At 42.2% G+C, this 16,921-nt stretch carries 12 protein-coding genes and 1 tRNA gene; 7 read left to right on the forward strand and 6 right to left on the reverse strand.

Translation table 11 applies throughout. The features are described from left to right. Positions 1–44: 44 nt before the first annotated feature. From GGQ60_RS12020 to GGQ60_RS12030, 3 genes are all read right to left on the reverse strand, one after another. On the reverse strand, positions 45–440 hold the full coding sequence (locus tag GGQ60_RS12020; protein ID WP_183764191.1) for a c-type cytochrome: 396 nt from the start codon (positions 438–440) through the stop codon (positions 45–47). A gap of 166 nt (positions 441–606) precedes the next feature. After that, positions 607–1,788 carry an AIR synthase related protein gene (locus tag GGQ60_RS12025; protein ID WP_183764195.1) on the reverse strand — a complete coding sequence of 394 codons (1,182 nt, stop codon included), beginning with the start codon at positions 1,786–1,788 and terminating at the stop codon, positions 607–609. Positions 1,789–3,387: 1,599 nt separating this feature from the next. After that, positions 3,388–5,562: a glutamine synthetase III family protein gene (locus GGQ60_RS12030; protein ID WP_183764197.1), complete on the reverse strand. Its 2,175-nt coding sequence runs from the start codon at positions 5,560–5,562 to the stop codon at positions 3,388–3,390. A gap of 202 nt (positions 5,563–5,764) precedes the next feature. On the opposite strand from GGQ60_RS12030, the gene GGQ60_RS12035 reads away from it, so the two are divergent. Beyond that, positions 5,765–6,604, forward strand: a complete 840-nt coding sequence (locus tag GGQ60_RS12035) for an energy transducer TonB (protein WP_183764200.1) — start codon at positions 5,765–5,767, stop codon at positions 6,602–6,604. Between the two features lie 507 nt (positions 6,605–7,111). Here GGQ60_RS12035 and GGQ60_RS12040 read toward each other — a convergent pair. Together GGQ60_RS12040 and purL are read right to left on the reverse strand one after the other, a co-directional pair. After that, entirely contained in the window at positions 7,112–7,729 is a 618-nt protein-coding gene (locus tag GGQ60_RS12040; RefSeq protein WP_183764203.1) for a hypothetical protein, read from the reverse strand. Positions 7,730–7,829: 100 nt separating this feature from the next. Then, positions 7,830–11,516, reverse strand: coding sequence for a phosphoribosylformylglycinamidine synthase (gene purL, locus GGQ60_RS12045; protein WP_183764206.1), 3,687 nt, complete (start codon positions 11,514–11,516; stop codon positions 7,830–7,832). Between the two features lie 329 nt (positions 11,517–11,845). On the opposite strand from purL, the gene gloA2 reads away from it, so the two are divergent. The 4 genes from gloA2 (at position 11,846) to fbp (ending at position 14,611) form a co-directional block, all read left to right on the forward strand. Next, complete coding sequence (gene gloA2, locus GGQ60_RS12050; protein WP_183764209.1) at positions 11,846–12,229, forward strand: SMU1112c/YaeR family gloxylase I-like metalloprotein; 384 nt, start codon at positions 11,846–11,848, stop codon at positions 12,227–12,229. Between the two features lies 1 nt (position 12,230). Beyond that, the gene (locus tag GGQ60_RS12055; RefSeq protein ID WP_183764212.1) at positions 12,231–12,932 is read left to right on the forward strand and encodes a tRNA1(Val) (adenine(37)-N6)-methyltransferase; all 702 of its coding nucleotides are present in this window, start codon (positions 12,231–12,233) and stop codon (positions 12,930–12,932) included. Between the two features lie 88 nt (positions 12,933–13,020). Next, positions 13,021–13,512: a metallophosphoesterase family protein gene (locus GGQ60_RS12060; RefSeq protein ID WP_183764214.1), complete on the forward strand. Its 492-nt coding sequence runs from the start codon at positions 13,021–13,023 to the stop codon at positions 13,510–13,512. A gap of 19 nt (positions 13,513–13,531) precedes the next feature. Beyond that, the gene (gene fbp, locus GGQ60_RS12065) at positions 13,532–14,611 is read left to right on the forward strand and encodes a class 1 fructose-bisphosphatase (protein WP_183764217.1); all 1,080 of its coding nucleotides are present in this window, start codon (positions 13,532–13,534) and stop codon (positions 14,609–14,611) included. On the opposite strand, the gene rnhA is transcribed toward fbp, so the two are convergent. Continuing rightward, positions 14,608–15,075, reverse strand: coding sequence for a ribonuclease HI (rnhA, locus tag GGQ60_RS12070; RefSeq protein ID WP_183764221.1), 468 nt, complete (start codon positions 15,073–15,075; stop codon positions 14,608–14,610). The two genes, fbp and rnhA, sit on opposite strands and share 4 nt — an antisense overlap. A gap of 174 nt (positions 15,076–15,249) precedes the next feature. Here rnhA and GGQ60_RS12075 point away from each other — a divergent pair. After that, positions 15,250–15,325, forward strand: a tRNA-His gene (locus GGQ60_RS12075). 230 nt (positions 15,326–15,555) lie between these two features. After that, entirely contained in the window at positions 15,556–16,860 is a 1,305-nt protein-coding gene (locus tag GGQ60_RS12080; protein WP_183764224.1) for a retropepsin-like aspartic protease, read from the forward strand. The last annotated feature ends 61 nt before the right edge of the window (positions 16,861–16,921 follow it).

Genomic DNA, 16,921 nt, shown 5'->3' on the forward strand with positions numbered 1-16,921 from the left:
TTCTATAACCTTCCTTTACTGTATTCTTATTATTATGAGTCTCTTTATTTACTGGGCTCAGTTTTACCATTGTGGCAGGTGATACAGGCAATTTGGGTAATGGTTTTGCCCTCCTCTAAAGCCTTGTGAAAATATTTCTTATTGATCTTGGCTGTCATGCGCATCATATCGCGTGCGATTTCCTTCTCCGGTTTCTCATCACTGGCAAAATCCATTTTACGCGGGTTATCTTTCATCGGCGCATGGCAATGGCTGCAGCGTACCCCTAAAGCAAGTTTAAAATCGTCCATTACTTTGTCCAATTCTTCCTTGCTGATGTTTTTAGGCAATACCTTTAAGTTTTTTGCTTTTGGCGCGGGTTCGGCTTTCGGCATAAAAGCACTCAGGCTGATGACAAGGCAAGCCAGCAAGCCCATTACAATGGTCTTTTTAGAATTCATGTTTTGTTAGTTTATTGTCACGAATATACTTTTTTTGACTGGTAATAATGGTTTTTACCCATTGTAAAGCGTTTATTGCAATTGGGGGGTAAAGATAGGTGATGATGAAAAAAAGAAAGGCCTCGGGATTTATCCGAAGCCTTGATATGAAACGCAAAGTGCGAAATTAGTGGTAAACAAATGTTCCTTTTTCGCTCTCGATTGTTACCTGTTTTTGATCGCCTTTTTCTACGCGGCCGATAATTTTGGCATCGATATTAAAACTTTTCGATATTTCGATAATCTGATCTGCAATTTCCTGCGGTACATACAGCTCCATGCGGTGCCCCATATTAAATACCTTGTACATTTCTTTCCAATCGGTACCTGATTGCTCCTGTATCAGCTTAAAAAGCGGCGGAATAGGGAACAGGTTATTCTTGATCACATGGATATCATCATTGATGAAATGTAATACCTTGGTTTGTGCGCCACCACTGCAATGCACAATACCATTGATCTGGCTGCGGTAGCTTTCTAAAATCTTTTTAATTACCGGGGCATAAGTACGGGTAGGTGACAGCACCAATTTGCCAACAGTTGTTTTGCCGAAACCTTCGATTTCTATTTCTTCGGTTAGTTTTTTGCCTCCTGAGAAAACCAGGTCGAAAGGTACTGCCTGATCAAAACTTTCAGGGTAGCTATGGGCAATAGATTTATCAAAAACATCATGGCGGGCAGAGGTTAAGCCATTTGAGCCCATACCACCGTTGTATTCGGTTTCGTAGGTAGCTTGTCCGTACGAAGCCAGGGCCACAATCACGTCGCCCGGTTTAATGTTATCATTGCTGATGACCTCTTCGCGTTTTAAGCGGCAGGTCACCGTAGAATCGACAATAATGGTACGTACCAGATCGCCCACATCGGCTGTTTCGCCGCCGGTTGAGTAAATGGAGATACCTTGTTCGCGTAAATCGGCCAGAATTTCTTCTGTTCCGTTAATGACAGCAGCGATAACTTCGCCTGGCACCAGGTTTTTGTTACGGCCAATAGTAGAAGACAGCAGGATGTTATCTGTAGCCCCCACGCAGATTAAATCGTCGATGTTCATGATAATGGCATCCTGTGCAATACCTTTCCAAACCGAAATATCGCCGGTTTCTTTCCAGTACACATAAGCTAAAGAAGATTTGGTGCCGGCACCATCGGCATGCATGATGTTGCAATAGGTTTCGTCACCTCCCAAAATATCGGGGATGATCTTGCAGAATGCTTTTGGGAAAATTCCTTTATCGATGTTTTTGATGGCATTGTGCACATCTTCTTTTGAGGCAGAAACGCCGCGTTGATTGTACCTGTTATCACTCATGTTGCGCAAAGATAGTTTTTTAAGGTGGAAGGTAAAAGGGTAGAGGGTAAAAGGTTGATAGAAAGTCTGAAGTCTGGTACCAGAAGCCTAAAGTTGATCATGAAAATATTAATCTGGTGTTGGGTTTTACCTGATGATTTTTGCCACTTTTAGGGACCTCAATGCATCTGAATGGAGCCAAGTAAAAGACGTTATGCACAAAGGTTTATATTCCTATAACAGTAAGAGATTGCGGCTTATTCTTTTTGGGAAGTGAAGGTCAGGTCTTTCATGGCGGCTTTCAGCCCCGCTTTTCCTGCTGCCGTTTTTAAATTTCGGAGATAAAAAAACTGTCGATTAAAACGGCATCCGTACAATCGGGCTTAGGGTGCGGAGGGTTGTTCTCTGTGGCAGGTTTTTTCCTTGCAGACCTAGGTTAAATAAACCTGATTGGATGGATGCTGTGTGCCATAAGTTGAAATTAGAGAGAACTTTACAGCAGGAAGAAAAGCAGGGCTACCTTAACCGATGAGCACAGGTATTGCTTTCCAAACGATTTTTACCACCTAAGGTACCTAAGCACATCTAAGTTGAGCTAACCAAAAGGCTTAAGGCAAAAAGGTTTATTCATATAACAACAAGAGATTTCGGCTTATTCTTTTTGGGAAGTGAACGTCTGGTCTTCCATGGCGGCTTTCAGCCCCGCTTTTCCTGCTGCCCGTTTTAAATTTCGGAGATTAAAAAACTGTCGATTAAAACGGCATCCGTACAATCGGGCTTAGGGTGCGGAGGGTTGTTCCCTGTGGCAGGTTTTTTCCTTGCAGGCCTAGGTTAAATAAACCTGATTGGATGGATGCTGTGTGCCATAAGTTGAAATTAGAGAGAACTTTACAGCAGGAAGAAAAGCAGGGCTACCTTAACCGATGAGCACAGGTATTGCTTTCCAAACGATTTTTACCGCCTAAGGGACCTCAATGCATCTGAGTGTAGCTAAGCAAAAGGCACTAAGCACAAAGGTTTATATTCCTATAACAGCAAGAGATCGCGGCTTATTCTTTTTGGGAAGTGAACGTCTGGTCTTCCATGGCGGCTTTCAGCCCCGCTTTTCCTGCTGCCGTTTTTAAATTTCGGAGATTAAAAAAAACTGTCGATTAAAACGGCATTCGTACAATCGGGCTTAGGGTACGGAGGGCTGTTCCCTGTGGCGGGTTTTTTCCTTGCACCGGCCTAGGTTAAATAAACCTGATTGGATGGATGCTGTGAACCATAAGTTGAAATTAGAGAGAACTTTACAGCAGGAAGAAAAGCAGGGCTGTTTTAACCGATGAGCACAGGTATTGCTTTCCAAAAAAATGTTTGAATACCGCTAATGCGCTTAAGTTTTTTACCACAAAGGCACGAAGTAATAATAAGCAGTTTACAATTTTCAATTGGCAGTTTGTGGTAAAATGGGTTTCTTATACAAGAAATAAATAAGTAGATTTCTCCGTTCCGCTATGCTGCAGTCGAAATGACGCCTGGAACTGCTGGAAGTTTGCAGTCACTAATGAACTAATGAACAAAAAAAGGGCGTAAAGTTTAAACCTTACGCCCTATACTTTAAACCTTACGGCTTAAAATCTATTTCATGAATAATAATTCTCTGAATTTTGGTAGAGGCCAAACGCTGTCGTCAACAATTTGCTCTAATTTATCAGCGTGGTAACGGATGGTATCGAAGTAAGATTTAACCTTCTCATCGTAAGCAATCGCTTTTTCGCGGGTATCTTCGATTTTGTTGGTTACTTTACGTTCTTCTAACATCGCATCGATATTGGTTTTCACAATTTCTAAGTGCTCTGATAATTTTTTCACGATATCAAGAGAAACTTTGCTGTCTACACCCACTGCTTTTAATCCCTGTACGTTTTCGATCAAAGAGTTTTGGTAAGCAATGGCAGCCGGGATAATGGCGGTGTTCGCCACTTCGCCCATTACACGTGCCTCGATCTGTAATTTTTTGTAGAAGTTTTCTAACATGATTTCATGACGGGCATGAATTTCACGTGGGCTATAAATACCTGTTGTTGCAAATAACTCCGCTGATTTTTCAGTTAAGTAAGCATCCAAGGCTTTTGGTGTGGTTTTGATGTTTGATAAACCGCGTGCTGCAGCTTCATCTTCCCACTCCTGGCTATAACCATTACCTTCGAAACGGATATTTTTAGATTCTTTGATGTATTTTTTGATCACGGTTAATAAAGCGATATCTTTTTTATCACCTTTTTTGATCAATTTATCTACTTCAGCTTTGAATTTAACCAATTGCTCAGCCATAATTGCATTTAAGATCGTCATCGGAGCAGAAGAGTTAGCAGACGAACCTACCGCTCTTAACTCAAATTTGTTACCTGTAAATGCGAAAGGAGATGTACGGTTACGGTCGGTGTTATCCAATAAAATCTGAGGGATTTTAGGGATACCTAACCAAAGTGCATTATCTTCTTTGATTTTTTTGCTGATACGCGAGTGCTCAATCTCATCCAATACATCGTTCAATTGCGAACCTAAGAAGATAGAGATAATTGCCGGAGGAGCCTCGTTAGCACCTAAACGGTGATCGTTGCTTACCGATGCAATACTTGCACGTAATAAATCGGCATGTTCGCTAACCGCTTTGATGGTATTAACAAAGAAAGCAAGGAACATTAAGTTGTTTTTAGGCGTTTTACCTGGTGCCAATAAGTTTTTACCGGTATCGGTAATTAACGACCAGTTATTGTGTTTACCTGATCCGTTGATACCTGCATATGGTTTTTCGTGTAACAACACACGGAAGTGGTGACGACGGGCAACTTTTTCCATCAAATCCATCAACAATTGGTTGTGGTCGATAGCTAAGTTGATTTCTTCATAAATCGGTGCACACTCGAACTGAGAAGGTGCAACCTCATTGTGACGTGTTTTTAAAGGAATACCTAATTTTAGGGCTTCGTTTTCGAAATCTACCATGAAAGTGAATACACGCTCAGGAATAGAACCGAAATAGTGATCTTCCAGTTGCTGACCTTTAGCAGACATGTGTCCGAATAAAGTACGGCCGGTTAATAATAAATCCGGACGGGCGTTAAATAACGACTCATCAACAAGGAAATATTCTTGCTCAATACCTAAAGAAGCATTTACTTTGGTAATGCTCTTATCGAAATACTGGCAAACATCAACAGCAGCTTTATCTAATGCCGCCAATGCTTTTAATAAAGGTGCTTTATAATCTAATGCTTCCCCGGTGTATGATACGAAAACGGTAGGAATACAAAGGGTTTTACCTGCTTTACTTTCCATAATGAAGGCTGGAGATGAAGGATCCCAAGCGGTATAACCGCGGGCTTCGAAAGTGTTACGGATACCGCCGTTAGGGAAACTGGAAGCATCTGGCTCTTGTTGAACTAAAGCGCTACCCGAGAATTTCTCGATAGCTCCATCGCCACTTGGCTCAAAAAATGAATCGTGTTTTTCTGCAGTTGTACCTGTTAATGGTTGGAACCAGTGTGTATAATGCGTTGCGCCAGCACCAATCGCCCACGCTTTCATAGCGGTTGCAATTTGGTTAGCATCGTCTGAATTAATTAATTCACCCTGGTTGATAGATGAAATTAATTTTTCATACACGTCCTTAGATAAGAAATCTCTCATTTTTTTCTTATCAAATACATTTGAGCCGTAAAAATCAGAAATTTTCGATGAAGGAGATTTAACTTCAGGTGAAATTCTGTTTTGAGCCTCTTTTAATGCGATGGTTCTTAAGCTTTTCATTAATTTGTTATGTTTTTTGTCAAAAATAGTACATTTTATTAATTCTCGTAAAGAAATCACATTATTTTTATGAATTTTATTGAAAATGAAATAAAAAAATGTTTTTCAGATGAAAAATTTCATTTTTTGCAACAAAAATTGATTTTTCAGTGCGTTTATGGAATCGGCGGTTTTGTAGCATCATGCTATAAAAACAAAAGCTATGTTCAACTCTTTCATTAACGTATACAAAACCGAGTGGCTCGATCTTGTATTTGCAAACCGCAACAAAAATTATGGTGCTTACGAATTAAGGTCTAAATCTTCAGCGATCATGACCAAGGCACTTTTCGTGTCGGGCAGTTTGTTTGTGCTCGCCTGTTTCTCGCCTTTAATTTATGCGAAATTGGTACCCAAAGATATTGTAGTTGATGCACCACCCGTTGAAATCAAATTAGACCGGGCGATTCACCAGATGAAACCGGACCTTCCTAAACCGGAAGAAAAACCTGCACCCAAAAAAGCAGATCCGGTTAAGGTTAAAACGGTAGCACTTCCGTCGCAGGTGGTAGTGGTGAATAAAACAGAACTTCCGCCGCCACCTACGGTTGATGATATAAAACTGGCAGTAATTGGCACCAAAACGCAGGATGGCCTTGTCGCTCCAAATGCGGTGGTAACCGATAGTAAAGGTAATGGCGATGGAACCGGAACCGCTAAAGAAGGGGCAGGAGCAGGCGAAGATAAAGAGATCTATCTGGGGGCTGATGAATATCCTGAGTTTAACGGTGGAGCCAAAGCCTGGGCTAAATACATGGAGCGTAATTTAAGGTATCCTTCAAGAGCGCAGGAAGAAGGGGCATCGGGTAAGGTATTTGTAAGTTTCGTGGTCGAAAAAGATGGTTCGATTACCGATGTATCCGTTATTAAAGGAATTGGTTTTGGCTGTGATGAAGAAGCAATTAAAGTGATCAAAAAATCGCCCTTGTGGAGACCTGGCAAAAATAAAGGCATTCCGGTACGGGTGAGGTATAATATGGCCATTAATTTTCAGATGATGTAGGGAGATGGGAGATGTGAGATGTGAGATGTGAGATGTGAGATGGAAGATGTGAGATGGGAGATGGAAAATGTGAGAGGTGAGGTGGAAAATGGAAAATGTGAGATGGAAGAGGTGAGAGAAAAGGATGGTGGAAGATACGGGACCGGTATTAACGCTCTTGGGTTCCAGGTAGATGTGGGGGTTAGGCAGATTGAAACGGTTTAGGCGGTGCCTGGACCGTTTTTTTGCAAATCGTCACCCTGAATTTGTTTCAGTACTTCAGGTATGTTAGATTTTCGCGGTTTGTTTCCGATCTACCGCATTTTTTTACTTTTGTGTACGATTTACAGGCAAAGTAAAGGTTGTTTAATAATGGAATGAGTTACATAAAAAATATCGTATTCGGTTTGAATAGCCAGGATTCAGTACGAGGTTGTATTAAATCAGGGGTATTTTATAGAAAAGCAGTAATTTCATATGCGAAATTACTGCTTTAATTTTCAATCGTACAGCACAGCTGGTTTTAAATTACTCTACTGCAGCAACAATATATTTTATATTGGTGACACTTACATGTGTTGGCGATTGGGTATCTAATACAAAAGTTCCATTTATTGTTAATATGCCGTCAGAAGATCCACCATATTGAACCGCATATGTACTATATTGTGGAAATGAGGTCAAATCACCTGTTCCGTTGATGTAATTGTTAAAGGCAGTGTTGTATGCACTTATAGCGTCGTATGTATTAGTGGTCATGCCTCCTACAACTGTTCCCAAAAGCATAGTGAAATGAGGTCCGTTTTGCGTAAATGAAAGCATGTTTGAAGGACTGTAGCCTCCGGAATAATAAGGGGTGTAAGGCGTTCCATTTTGATAACTCTGAACACTTAAGGGGTAAGTAAAAGTGTTTCCAAAATTAATCCCTCCTCCATAACTGGTTACATAATCGCCATTTTCATTTAATACAACAAAACTGCCCAATCCACCACCAGGGTTTGGAGTCTCCGGTGTAACTGCAAGTTTCTTTTTAAATTTGATTTCTTGATCTACACTATCAGTTACAATCTCTTTTTTGCATGACATTGCAACTAAAACATACAATAAACAAATGATCAGAGGGCTCGATTTAAATTTTTTTTTCATTTTTTTTAGGTTTAGTGTTAATTAGGTTGTAAAATTACAAACACAAGATAACCATTTTTATGATACATTGAATCGAAACACTCATTTTTCATGATTGTATTTATTCACCAAACTTTTCAATCCATTTTCTGGCATTTACAAAAGCTTCCATCCATGGCGAAACTTCGTCTTTCCGGCCTGCCGGATAATTTGCCCAGTGCCATTGGAACAATGAACGCTCAATGTGCGGCATCATCACCAGGTGACGGCCGGTTTCATCGCACAGCATGGCGGTATTGTAATCAGAACCGTTCGGACTGGCCGGATAGGTTTCGTAAGCATATTTAGCTACAATTTTGTATTGATCTTCTGCGTATGGTAGCGAGAATCTTCCTTCGCCATGCGATACCCAAACCCCTAAGGTGCTGCCGGCAAGGCTTGATAACATCACCGAGTTGTTTTCCTGTAAGGTTAAGGAAGTGAAAATACTTTCGTGTTTGCCACTTTTGTTATGCAGCATTTTAGGTTTGTCGGCATGGTCTTTATTAATCAGGCCCAGCTCAATAAATAACTGGCAGCCATTACAGATGCCTACAGATAAAGTATCAGGGCGGGCAAAGAATTTTTCCAGCGCAATTCTTGCTTTCTCGTTATATAAAAATGCTCCAGCCCAGCCTTTTGCCGATCCTAAAACATCAGAGTTGGAGAAACCACCCACCGCACCGATGAACTGGATATCTTCTAAAGTTTCCCTGCCGGTAATTAAATCGGTCATGTGTACATCTTTCACGTCAAAACCGGCCAAATACATGGCATTTGCCAGTTCGCGCTCAGAATTACTTCCCTTTTCGCGGATAATGGCCGCTTTTGGCCTTGGCTTGGTTTCGTCGATTACCGGTTTTTTACCATCGAAAGTAAGCGGGAAACTGTAATTTAAAACGTGGTTTTTGTAATTGTCGTAACGCTCTTTGGCTAAACCATTACCGGTTTGCCTGCTGTCTAACAAGTACGATGTTTTGAACCAAACATCGCGTAAATGATCGATGTCGAAACTAAAGCTATCGGCAGCATTTTTAACTTCAAGCGTGGCCGAATTGCTTACGGTACCGATTTTGTGGAAAGTAACGCCGTTTCCGGTTAATGTTTTCTCTACAGCGGCATCGGCCTGGAAAACCACGGCAATGTTTTCGGCGAAAAGCAATTTAATGCTATCCTGCTCTCCTAAAGCCGATAAATCCAGCTGGGCGCCTAACCCGCGGTCGGCAAAACACATTTCCAACAGGGTAGTAATTAAACCACCACTGCCAATATCGTGTCCGGCCTGGATCTGGCCGGCTTTAATCAATTGTTGTAAGGTATTAAATGCCTTTTTAAACTGAGCTGCATCTTTAACATCAGGTGTTTCTGCACCTACTTTGTTTAAAATCTGTGCGAAAGATGAACCACCCAATTTATAGCTATCGTTTGAGAGGTTGATGTAGTAAATGGCGCCGCCATCTTTCTGCAATACCGGTTCAACCACTTTGGTGATATCATCGCAGTTGGCACCTGCAGAAATAATCACGGTTCCGGGAGCAATCACATCACCGCTGGCATATTTCTGTTTCATGGATAGGGAATCTTTCCCGGTTGGGATGTTGATGCCTAAATCGATCGCAAAATCAGAACAAGCTTTTACAGCCGAATATAACCTGGCGTCTTCGCCTTCATTTTTACAGGCCCACATCCAGTTGGCAGAAAGCGAAACGCTTTTTAAGCCATCTTTTAAAGGTGCCCAAACAATGTTCGAAAGTGATTCGGCTATGGCGTTGCGGCTACCTGCAGCCGGATCAATCAGTGCTGAAACAGGCGAGTGGCCAACAGAGGTGGCAATACCTTCTTTACCCTGAAAATCTAAAGCCATTACACCACAGTTGTTTAGAGGCAGTTGCAACGGCCCGGCACACTGTTGTTTGGCTACCCGGCCACCCACACAGCGGTCGACCTTGTTGGTTAACCAATCTTTAGCGGCTACCGCTTCTAATTGAAGCGTTTGCTCTAAATAAGTATTTAACTGGCTGGCATCGTAACTTAAGTCGCTGTATTTACGTTCTACCGTGCTATCTTCCATTACAATTTTTGGCGAGCTGCCAAACATGGCTGCAAGCTCTAAATCCATAGGTTTTAAACCGGTTGTTGCCGATTTAAAGGTGAAACGGTGATCGCCGGTCACTTTACCTACGGTATACATCGGTGAACGCTCGCGGTCGGCAATTTTTTGCAGGGTTTCGATGTGATCATTACCGATTACCAGACCCATTCTTTCCTGCGATTCGTTACCGATAATTTCTTTGGCCGAAAGGGTAGGATCGCCCACCGGAAGTTTATCGAGGTTAATTAAACCACCGGTTTCTTCAACCAGTTCTGATAAACAGTTTAAGTGACCACCTGCACCGTGATCGTGGATGGAGATAATCGGGTTGTGATCGCTTTCTACCAAACCACGCACGGCATTTGCGGCACGTTTCTGCATTTCGGGGTTCGAACGCTGGATGGCATTTAATTCGATACCGCTTCCGTGCTGGCCGGTATCAGCAGATGAAACTGCGGCGCCGCCCATGCCGATCCTGTAATTTTCGCCACCCAGGATGACGATATTATCGCCTTCCTGGGGTTTAAGTTTTTGTGCCTGGCTTGTTTTTCCGTAACCAATACCACCGGCTAACATAATTACCTTATCAAAACCCAGGGTACGGTTATCTTCTTCGTGTTCGAAAGTTAAAACCGAACCGGTAATGAGCGGCTGGCCAAATTTATTTCCAAAATCGGTAGCACCGTTCGATGCTTTGATCAGGATATCCATAGGGGTTTGGTACAGCCATTGTCTTTCTTCTACCCCCTGTTCCCACGGACGGTTTTCTTCCAGACGGGAAAGGGCAGTCATGTAAACGGCGGTTCCGGCTAGCGGTAAAGAACCCTGTCCGCCTGCCAAACGGTCCCTGATTTCGCCGCCAGAACCCGTTGCTGCACCGTTAAAAGGCTCTACCGTGGTCGGGAAATTATGGGTTTCTGCTTTTAAGGAAATTACAGAATCGAAATCGCTTACCGCATAAAAATCGGGCTGATCGGCACGTTTAGGTGCAAACTGCTGTACTTTAGGCCCTTTAATAAAAGCCACGTTATCTTTATAGGCCGAAACAATATCATTCGGGTTTTCTTCAGATGTTTTGCGGATGAGCTTAAATAAAGAGGTAGGTTGCTCTACACCGTCGATGACAAACTTTCCGTTAAAGATTTTGTGACGGCAGTGTTCTGAGTTGACCTGCGAAAAGCCAAAAACTTCTGAGTCGGTTAACGGCCTTTCTAATTTTTGCGCTAAAGAATTTAAATAATCAACCTCTTCATCACTTAAAGAAAGTCCTTCCTGTTTATTATAGGCAGCAATATCCGTAATTTCTAAAATTGGCTCAGGCTTAATGTTAATGGTATAAATATCCTGGTCAATCTTATCGTATTTTTGAGAGAGCATCGGGTCGTAATCGGCAAAGGCTTCGTCAACCTGTTTAAATTCTTCGATCCTGATAATGCCCTGCATGTCCATGTTCTGCGTAATTTCTACCGCGTTGGTACTCCAAGGAGTAATCATAGCTGCACGTGGTCCTACAAAAAAGCCCTTAAGAGCTGTTTCCTTCGAGATTTTGGCACCGCCAAATAACCATTCGAGTTTAGTAATATCAGTTGTAGATAGCGCTTTATCTGTTTGTAAAACAAAAACCGCCTGCGATCGCCCTTCGACAGGCTCAGGATGACTAGAGAAGAAATGAATCATGCTTTTTTTTTGAAGTCGCAAATTTAGCGTTAAAAATTTAAAAAGCTTATTGTAACGTGCAATATAATTGCGCTTTTATTTACTTTTGACGTTAAGGTAACTTGCAGGTCGTTATTTCGGGTTTGAATTTATAACATCACACGGAATGACAGAAAGTTGAATAGGATAGAACCATTGGGCCTCATCCCGACTGGAACGCAGTGGAATGGAGAGATCTGCCTTGATAGATCTCTCGACTACGTCTTACTCCGCTCGGGATGACGAATTTATTGAGAAGAAATCTTATAAAAATTGTCGCTGCAAATGTGTTTTTCCATTAAATCAAATCTATGTTCAATAAAATCCACCACATTGCTATTATCTGTTCTAATTACGAAAGATCGAAAGATTTTTATGTGAATAAACTGGGCTTCACGGTACTGGCCGAAGTTTACCGTGCCGAAAGGAAATCGTACAAACTCGACCTGGCCGTAAATGGCGTTTACCAGATCGAGCTTTTTTCTTTCGAAAATCCGCCGGCACGGCCATCGCGCCCTGAAGCACAGGGTTTACGGCACCTGGCCTTTGAGGTGGCAGATATTGAAAAGGAAATTAAGCGGTTAAATGAACAGGGAATTGTTACCGAACCGATTCGTGTTGATGAATTTACCGATAAGCGCTTTACTTTTTTTGCTGATCCGGATGGTTTGCCATTAGAATTGTACGAAATTTAGGATGAGCATTTTTAAGTTCAAGCAATTCGAGGTTGATCAGACCGGTTGTGCCATGAAGATCAATACCGATGGGGTTTTAATAGGGGCCATGGCCAATCACCATGCACCTAAGAACATCCTGGATATTGGAACGGGTACCGGTGTAATTGCCCTGATGCTGGCACAGCGTTTTCCCAATGCAAACATACATGCAGTAGAAATTGATGAGCAGGCTGCTGAAACTGCCGGAAAGAATTTCCGGTCGTCCATATTCAGTGAACGGTTAAATATTAACCACATTGCAATTGAACAATATGACCATTCAGCTCAATTTGATCTGATTGTTTCCAACCCGCCTTTTTTTGTAAACGACCTCAGGAATGAAGAGGTACGGAAAGGAATTGCGCGGCATGCTGCGGAAGGTTTTTTTAGCATGCTGGTAAAAAAGATAAGCAAGTTACTGGCTGCTGATGGCGAAGCATGGCTGATCCTGCCCGTAAAGCAGGCTGATGAAGTGGTATTTCGTGCCCGGCATGATGGGATCGGGCTGATGGAGAAGATTCATATCCATTCCGACCGGTCGAAGGCTGCGTTCAGGCAGATCATTCGTTTAGGGAAAAATGAAACGGTGTTGCAGGAAAGTGATTTTTATCTTTATGAAGATTTGAAAGTGCACACAGCAGCGTATAAAACATTGCTAAAGGATTTTTTCCTGGCTTACTGATTAACATGTTAAACCCTTGTCGTTTTTAATTGAATTTAAGTATTACGGTTGATTATCTTTTACAGACCAGGCAAAATTAAGTTACACCATGAAAAAAATAGGACTAATTTCAGATACGCACGGTTTTTTGGATGATGCGGTTTTTAAGCATTTTGAAAGTGTAGACGAAATCTGGCATGCCGGCGATTTCGGACCGGGTGTAGCTGGACCCTTAGCCGCATTTAAACCCTTGCGCGGGGTGTTCGGAAATATCGATGATGCCGCCATCAGGAATGAGTTTCCGGAGAATAACCGGTTTAAATGCGAACAGGTAGAGGTGTGGATGACACATGTTGGCGGGTATCCGGGCCGGTATTCGAGTTTGGTAAAGCCTGAAATATACACTAACCCTCCGAAATTATTTATCACCGGGCATTCGCATATTCTGAAAGTGATGTTCGATGAAAAACTGAAATGTTTGCATATAAACCCCGGTGCGGCCGGAAAACACGGCTGGCATAAAGTGAGAACCTTGATCCGTTTTTGCATTACTGACGAAAATATTCATACCTTAGAGGTCATAGAATTATCAGGTAGATAATGTAAAAAGTACACTAAGTATGGTTTGTGGCGTTAAAACACTAGGACAATTTATTATCGAAAAACAGGCAGATTTTCCCTATGCCAAGGGCGAACTTTCAAGGCTGCTGCGGGATATTGGCATTGCCGCCAAAATCGTTAACCGCGAAATTAACAAGGCAGGTTTGGTTGATATCCTGGGCGATATGGGGACCACCAATATCCAGGGCGAAGAGCAGAAAAAACTGGATGTGTATGCTGACGAACAGTTTATTGCCGCTTTAACCAGCGGTGGCGAATGTTGTATTGTAGCTACCGAGGAGGAAGACGAGATTATTCATATTGATTCGCCGGTTTCTCAAAATGCAAAGTATATTGTTTGCATCGATCCCCTGGATGGTTCATCGAATACCGACGTAAATGTAGCCGTAGGCACTATTTTTTCTATTTACAGGCGAAAATCGGTTGAAGGCCGGGCCAGTTTAGCTGATGTACTGCAAAAAGGGACTGAGCAGGTTGCTGCAGGTTATGTTATTTATGGCTCTTCTACCATGCTGGTTTACACTACAGGCAAAGGGGTGAACGGCTTTACGCTCGATCCTTCTATCGGAGAGTTTTGTCTTTCGCATCCGCAGATGAAAATACCGGAAAACGGTTATATGTATTCGGTAAACGAGGGGAATTATGTACATTTTCCGGATGGCGTAAAAAAATACATCAAATATTGCCAGGTAGAAGATGAGGCTACCAAACGCCCTTATACCTCGCGTTACATCGGTTCGATGGTAGGCGATATTCACCGCAATTTAATTAAGGGGGGGATTTATATCTACCCGACAACCGCACGCTCGCCCAATGGAAAACTGCGTTTATTGTACGAGTGCAACCCCATGGCCTTTATCATTGAGCAGGCCGGGGGTAAAGCCAGCACCGGTTTTGATCGCATTCTCGATATTCAGCCAACAGAACTGCATCAAAGGGTGCCGGTATTTATCGGATCGAAAAATATGGTAGAAAAAGCAGAAGAAATGATGCTTTTATATACTGCCAAATCAATTTCGCCTGAAACCAGGGTAGAAAATACCCTGCACGATTTAGGTGTGATAGGGGGAATAGACTAAATTCCCTTGGCCCGTTCTGCTTCGAATACCGTATCGATCGCCAGATTGGCTTTATCTTGCGAGGCAAAAACCGCTAAACGGTCGCAACGTTCGTTCTCCGGATGTTCGTTGTGACCTTTTATCCACACGAATTTTACCCGATGCAGTTTGTAGAGTTCGAGAAAACGTAACCAAAGATCCTTGTTTTTTTTGTCTTTAAAGTTTTTGCTTACCCAGCCAAACACCCATTTTTTTTCTACTGCATCAACCACATATTTAGAATCGGAGAAAACCGTAACCTCCTGGTTTAAACTTTTTAATGCCTCCAGACCCTTAATTACGGCAAGCAGCTCCATGCGGTTGTTGGTGGTCATCCTGAAACCGCCGCTTAGCTCTTTATAGTGTTTTCCGGCCCTTAAAATGGTGCCCCAGCCACCTGGTCCGGGGTTCCCGCTGGCCGCTCCGTCTGTATAAATTTCGATCATAAACGCCGTAAAGGTATGTTTTTAGCGTTAAAATAGCTTGTTTTAGGTGTGATTGAAATTTTTTTTCGAATTCAAATAATTGAATGTGAAGTGATTAAAAATTTGTTGTAAAAACTTTAATAAAAATATTTGCAGGGATGGTTAAAAGTCGTACTTTTGTAACTCCAAAAACACGGTGGTTTTAGCTCAGTTGGTTAGAGCGCCTGATTGTGGTTCAGGAGGTCGTGGGTTCGAGCCCCATATTCCACCCTTTATGGGGCAAAGTCTTTAAACGAGATTTTTGCCCCATTTTTTTTGCTCGTAACTCTTTGTTTTCCAGATATATTAGCTCGGCCGCTCGGTTGAGTTTTCCGGTTCGACATGCCCCCTCTACGTAGGTCATTTTTTCAGGGAATAAAATACCTACTAAGTACCTTTATCGGTATCCGTGAAATTGCAACCTGATTACAGCAAACCGGTCTCATCATTAAAAGCGAATAAATGAAAACTTCAAGATCAACCACAGGGATGCAGATTATTGCACAAGGATTTGCAATTGCTCTTCTTTTAATGTCAGGACAATTTACTTTTGCCCAAGATGTTCTGCCTGTTGTGCGGGCTACATCTAAAACCGCCAGTATCAGGGACGGAAAGCACTTCAAAAAAGGCTATTGGGCCATCATGCCTGAAAGAAAACCTGACTATTACTATGCGGAAATTCCACAAAAAAACAACACCATTACCTTCATTACCGATCTGGATTCTATTTCCTTCCATACAACTTATGGGAAGGATTATGATTTCATTATTTTATTGAACGGAAAGGACAGTTGCTATACCCGAATTTCGGCCAGTTACAAAAATTTTAATGCTTTCACACGAAAAAATACCGGCGCCGGGCCAGATACGATCCCATTTACTTTGGGCGACAATCGTAAAGTATATGTTAATGCAAAACTAAATGGCTCAGAGGTCACCAATATACAGCTTGATCTGGGTGCAGGGGGAACCCTCATCAATAAAACTTCTGTTAAGAAAGTTAAAATAAACTTTGATGGCGAGACTACTCTTACCAATTCTGATGGTGTGAATCAGGTGCCGTTAGCTAGTAAAAACCGGTTGCAGATAGGAAACCTGGTCTGGGACAGCATCCCCATCGCCGTTGCCAGTAATATGAAGGATTATGAGGACCTGCTCATCGGCAATTCCCTGTTCAGGGATAAAATACTGGAAATCAATTATGACAAGAAAATACTAGTGGTACATGATGCCTTACCCCCTCAAACAGCCGCTTATTCCCGTCACGACGTGATCCTTGATGGCGGTGTTATACCGTACATAAAGGTAAATCTGACCATCCGTAATAAAACCCAGACAGGCTGGGTGATGTTTGACACCGGCGCTCAGACCTCTATTTTAAATAGTGCTGACGTGCCGATGGCTTATCGGGTGCTGAACGAAACAGCCGGTATGATCGGGTTGAACAAGTCGATTACGCCAAAGCTGGATATCGGTAAATACCAGCGCTCAGGATTTAAATATAAGATACGGGATATGGGAGCAGAAGGACTGAACATGCTTCTTGGCAACGATCTGTTATCAAGGTTTAACCTGGTACTCGACAATAAAAACGGCTATATGTATATGCAACCCAATTCGCTTACAAACGTTCCTTACAGAAAACGTAAGGAATATTATGCGGTAAGGATAGTGGCAGGATTGCTGATCCTTTTAACAGGGGTCGTGATTTATATAAAAAGAAGAAAAAAGAAAACGCAGATGGGTAGCCGAGACAAACAATTCTGAGGTTTTCTGCAACTTTTTTTTAAGGATAGCGTCCAATCATATAGTGAGCTCAGGACAATCT

The sequence above is a fragment of the Pedobacter zeae genome (genome assembly GCF_014196715.1).
GTDB classification, from domain to species: Bacteria; Bacteroidota; Bacteroidia; order Sphingobacteriales; family Sphingobacteriaceae; genus Pedobacter; species Pedobacter zeae.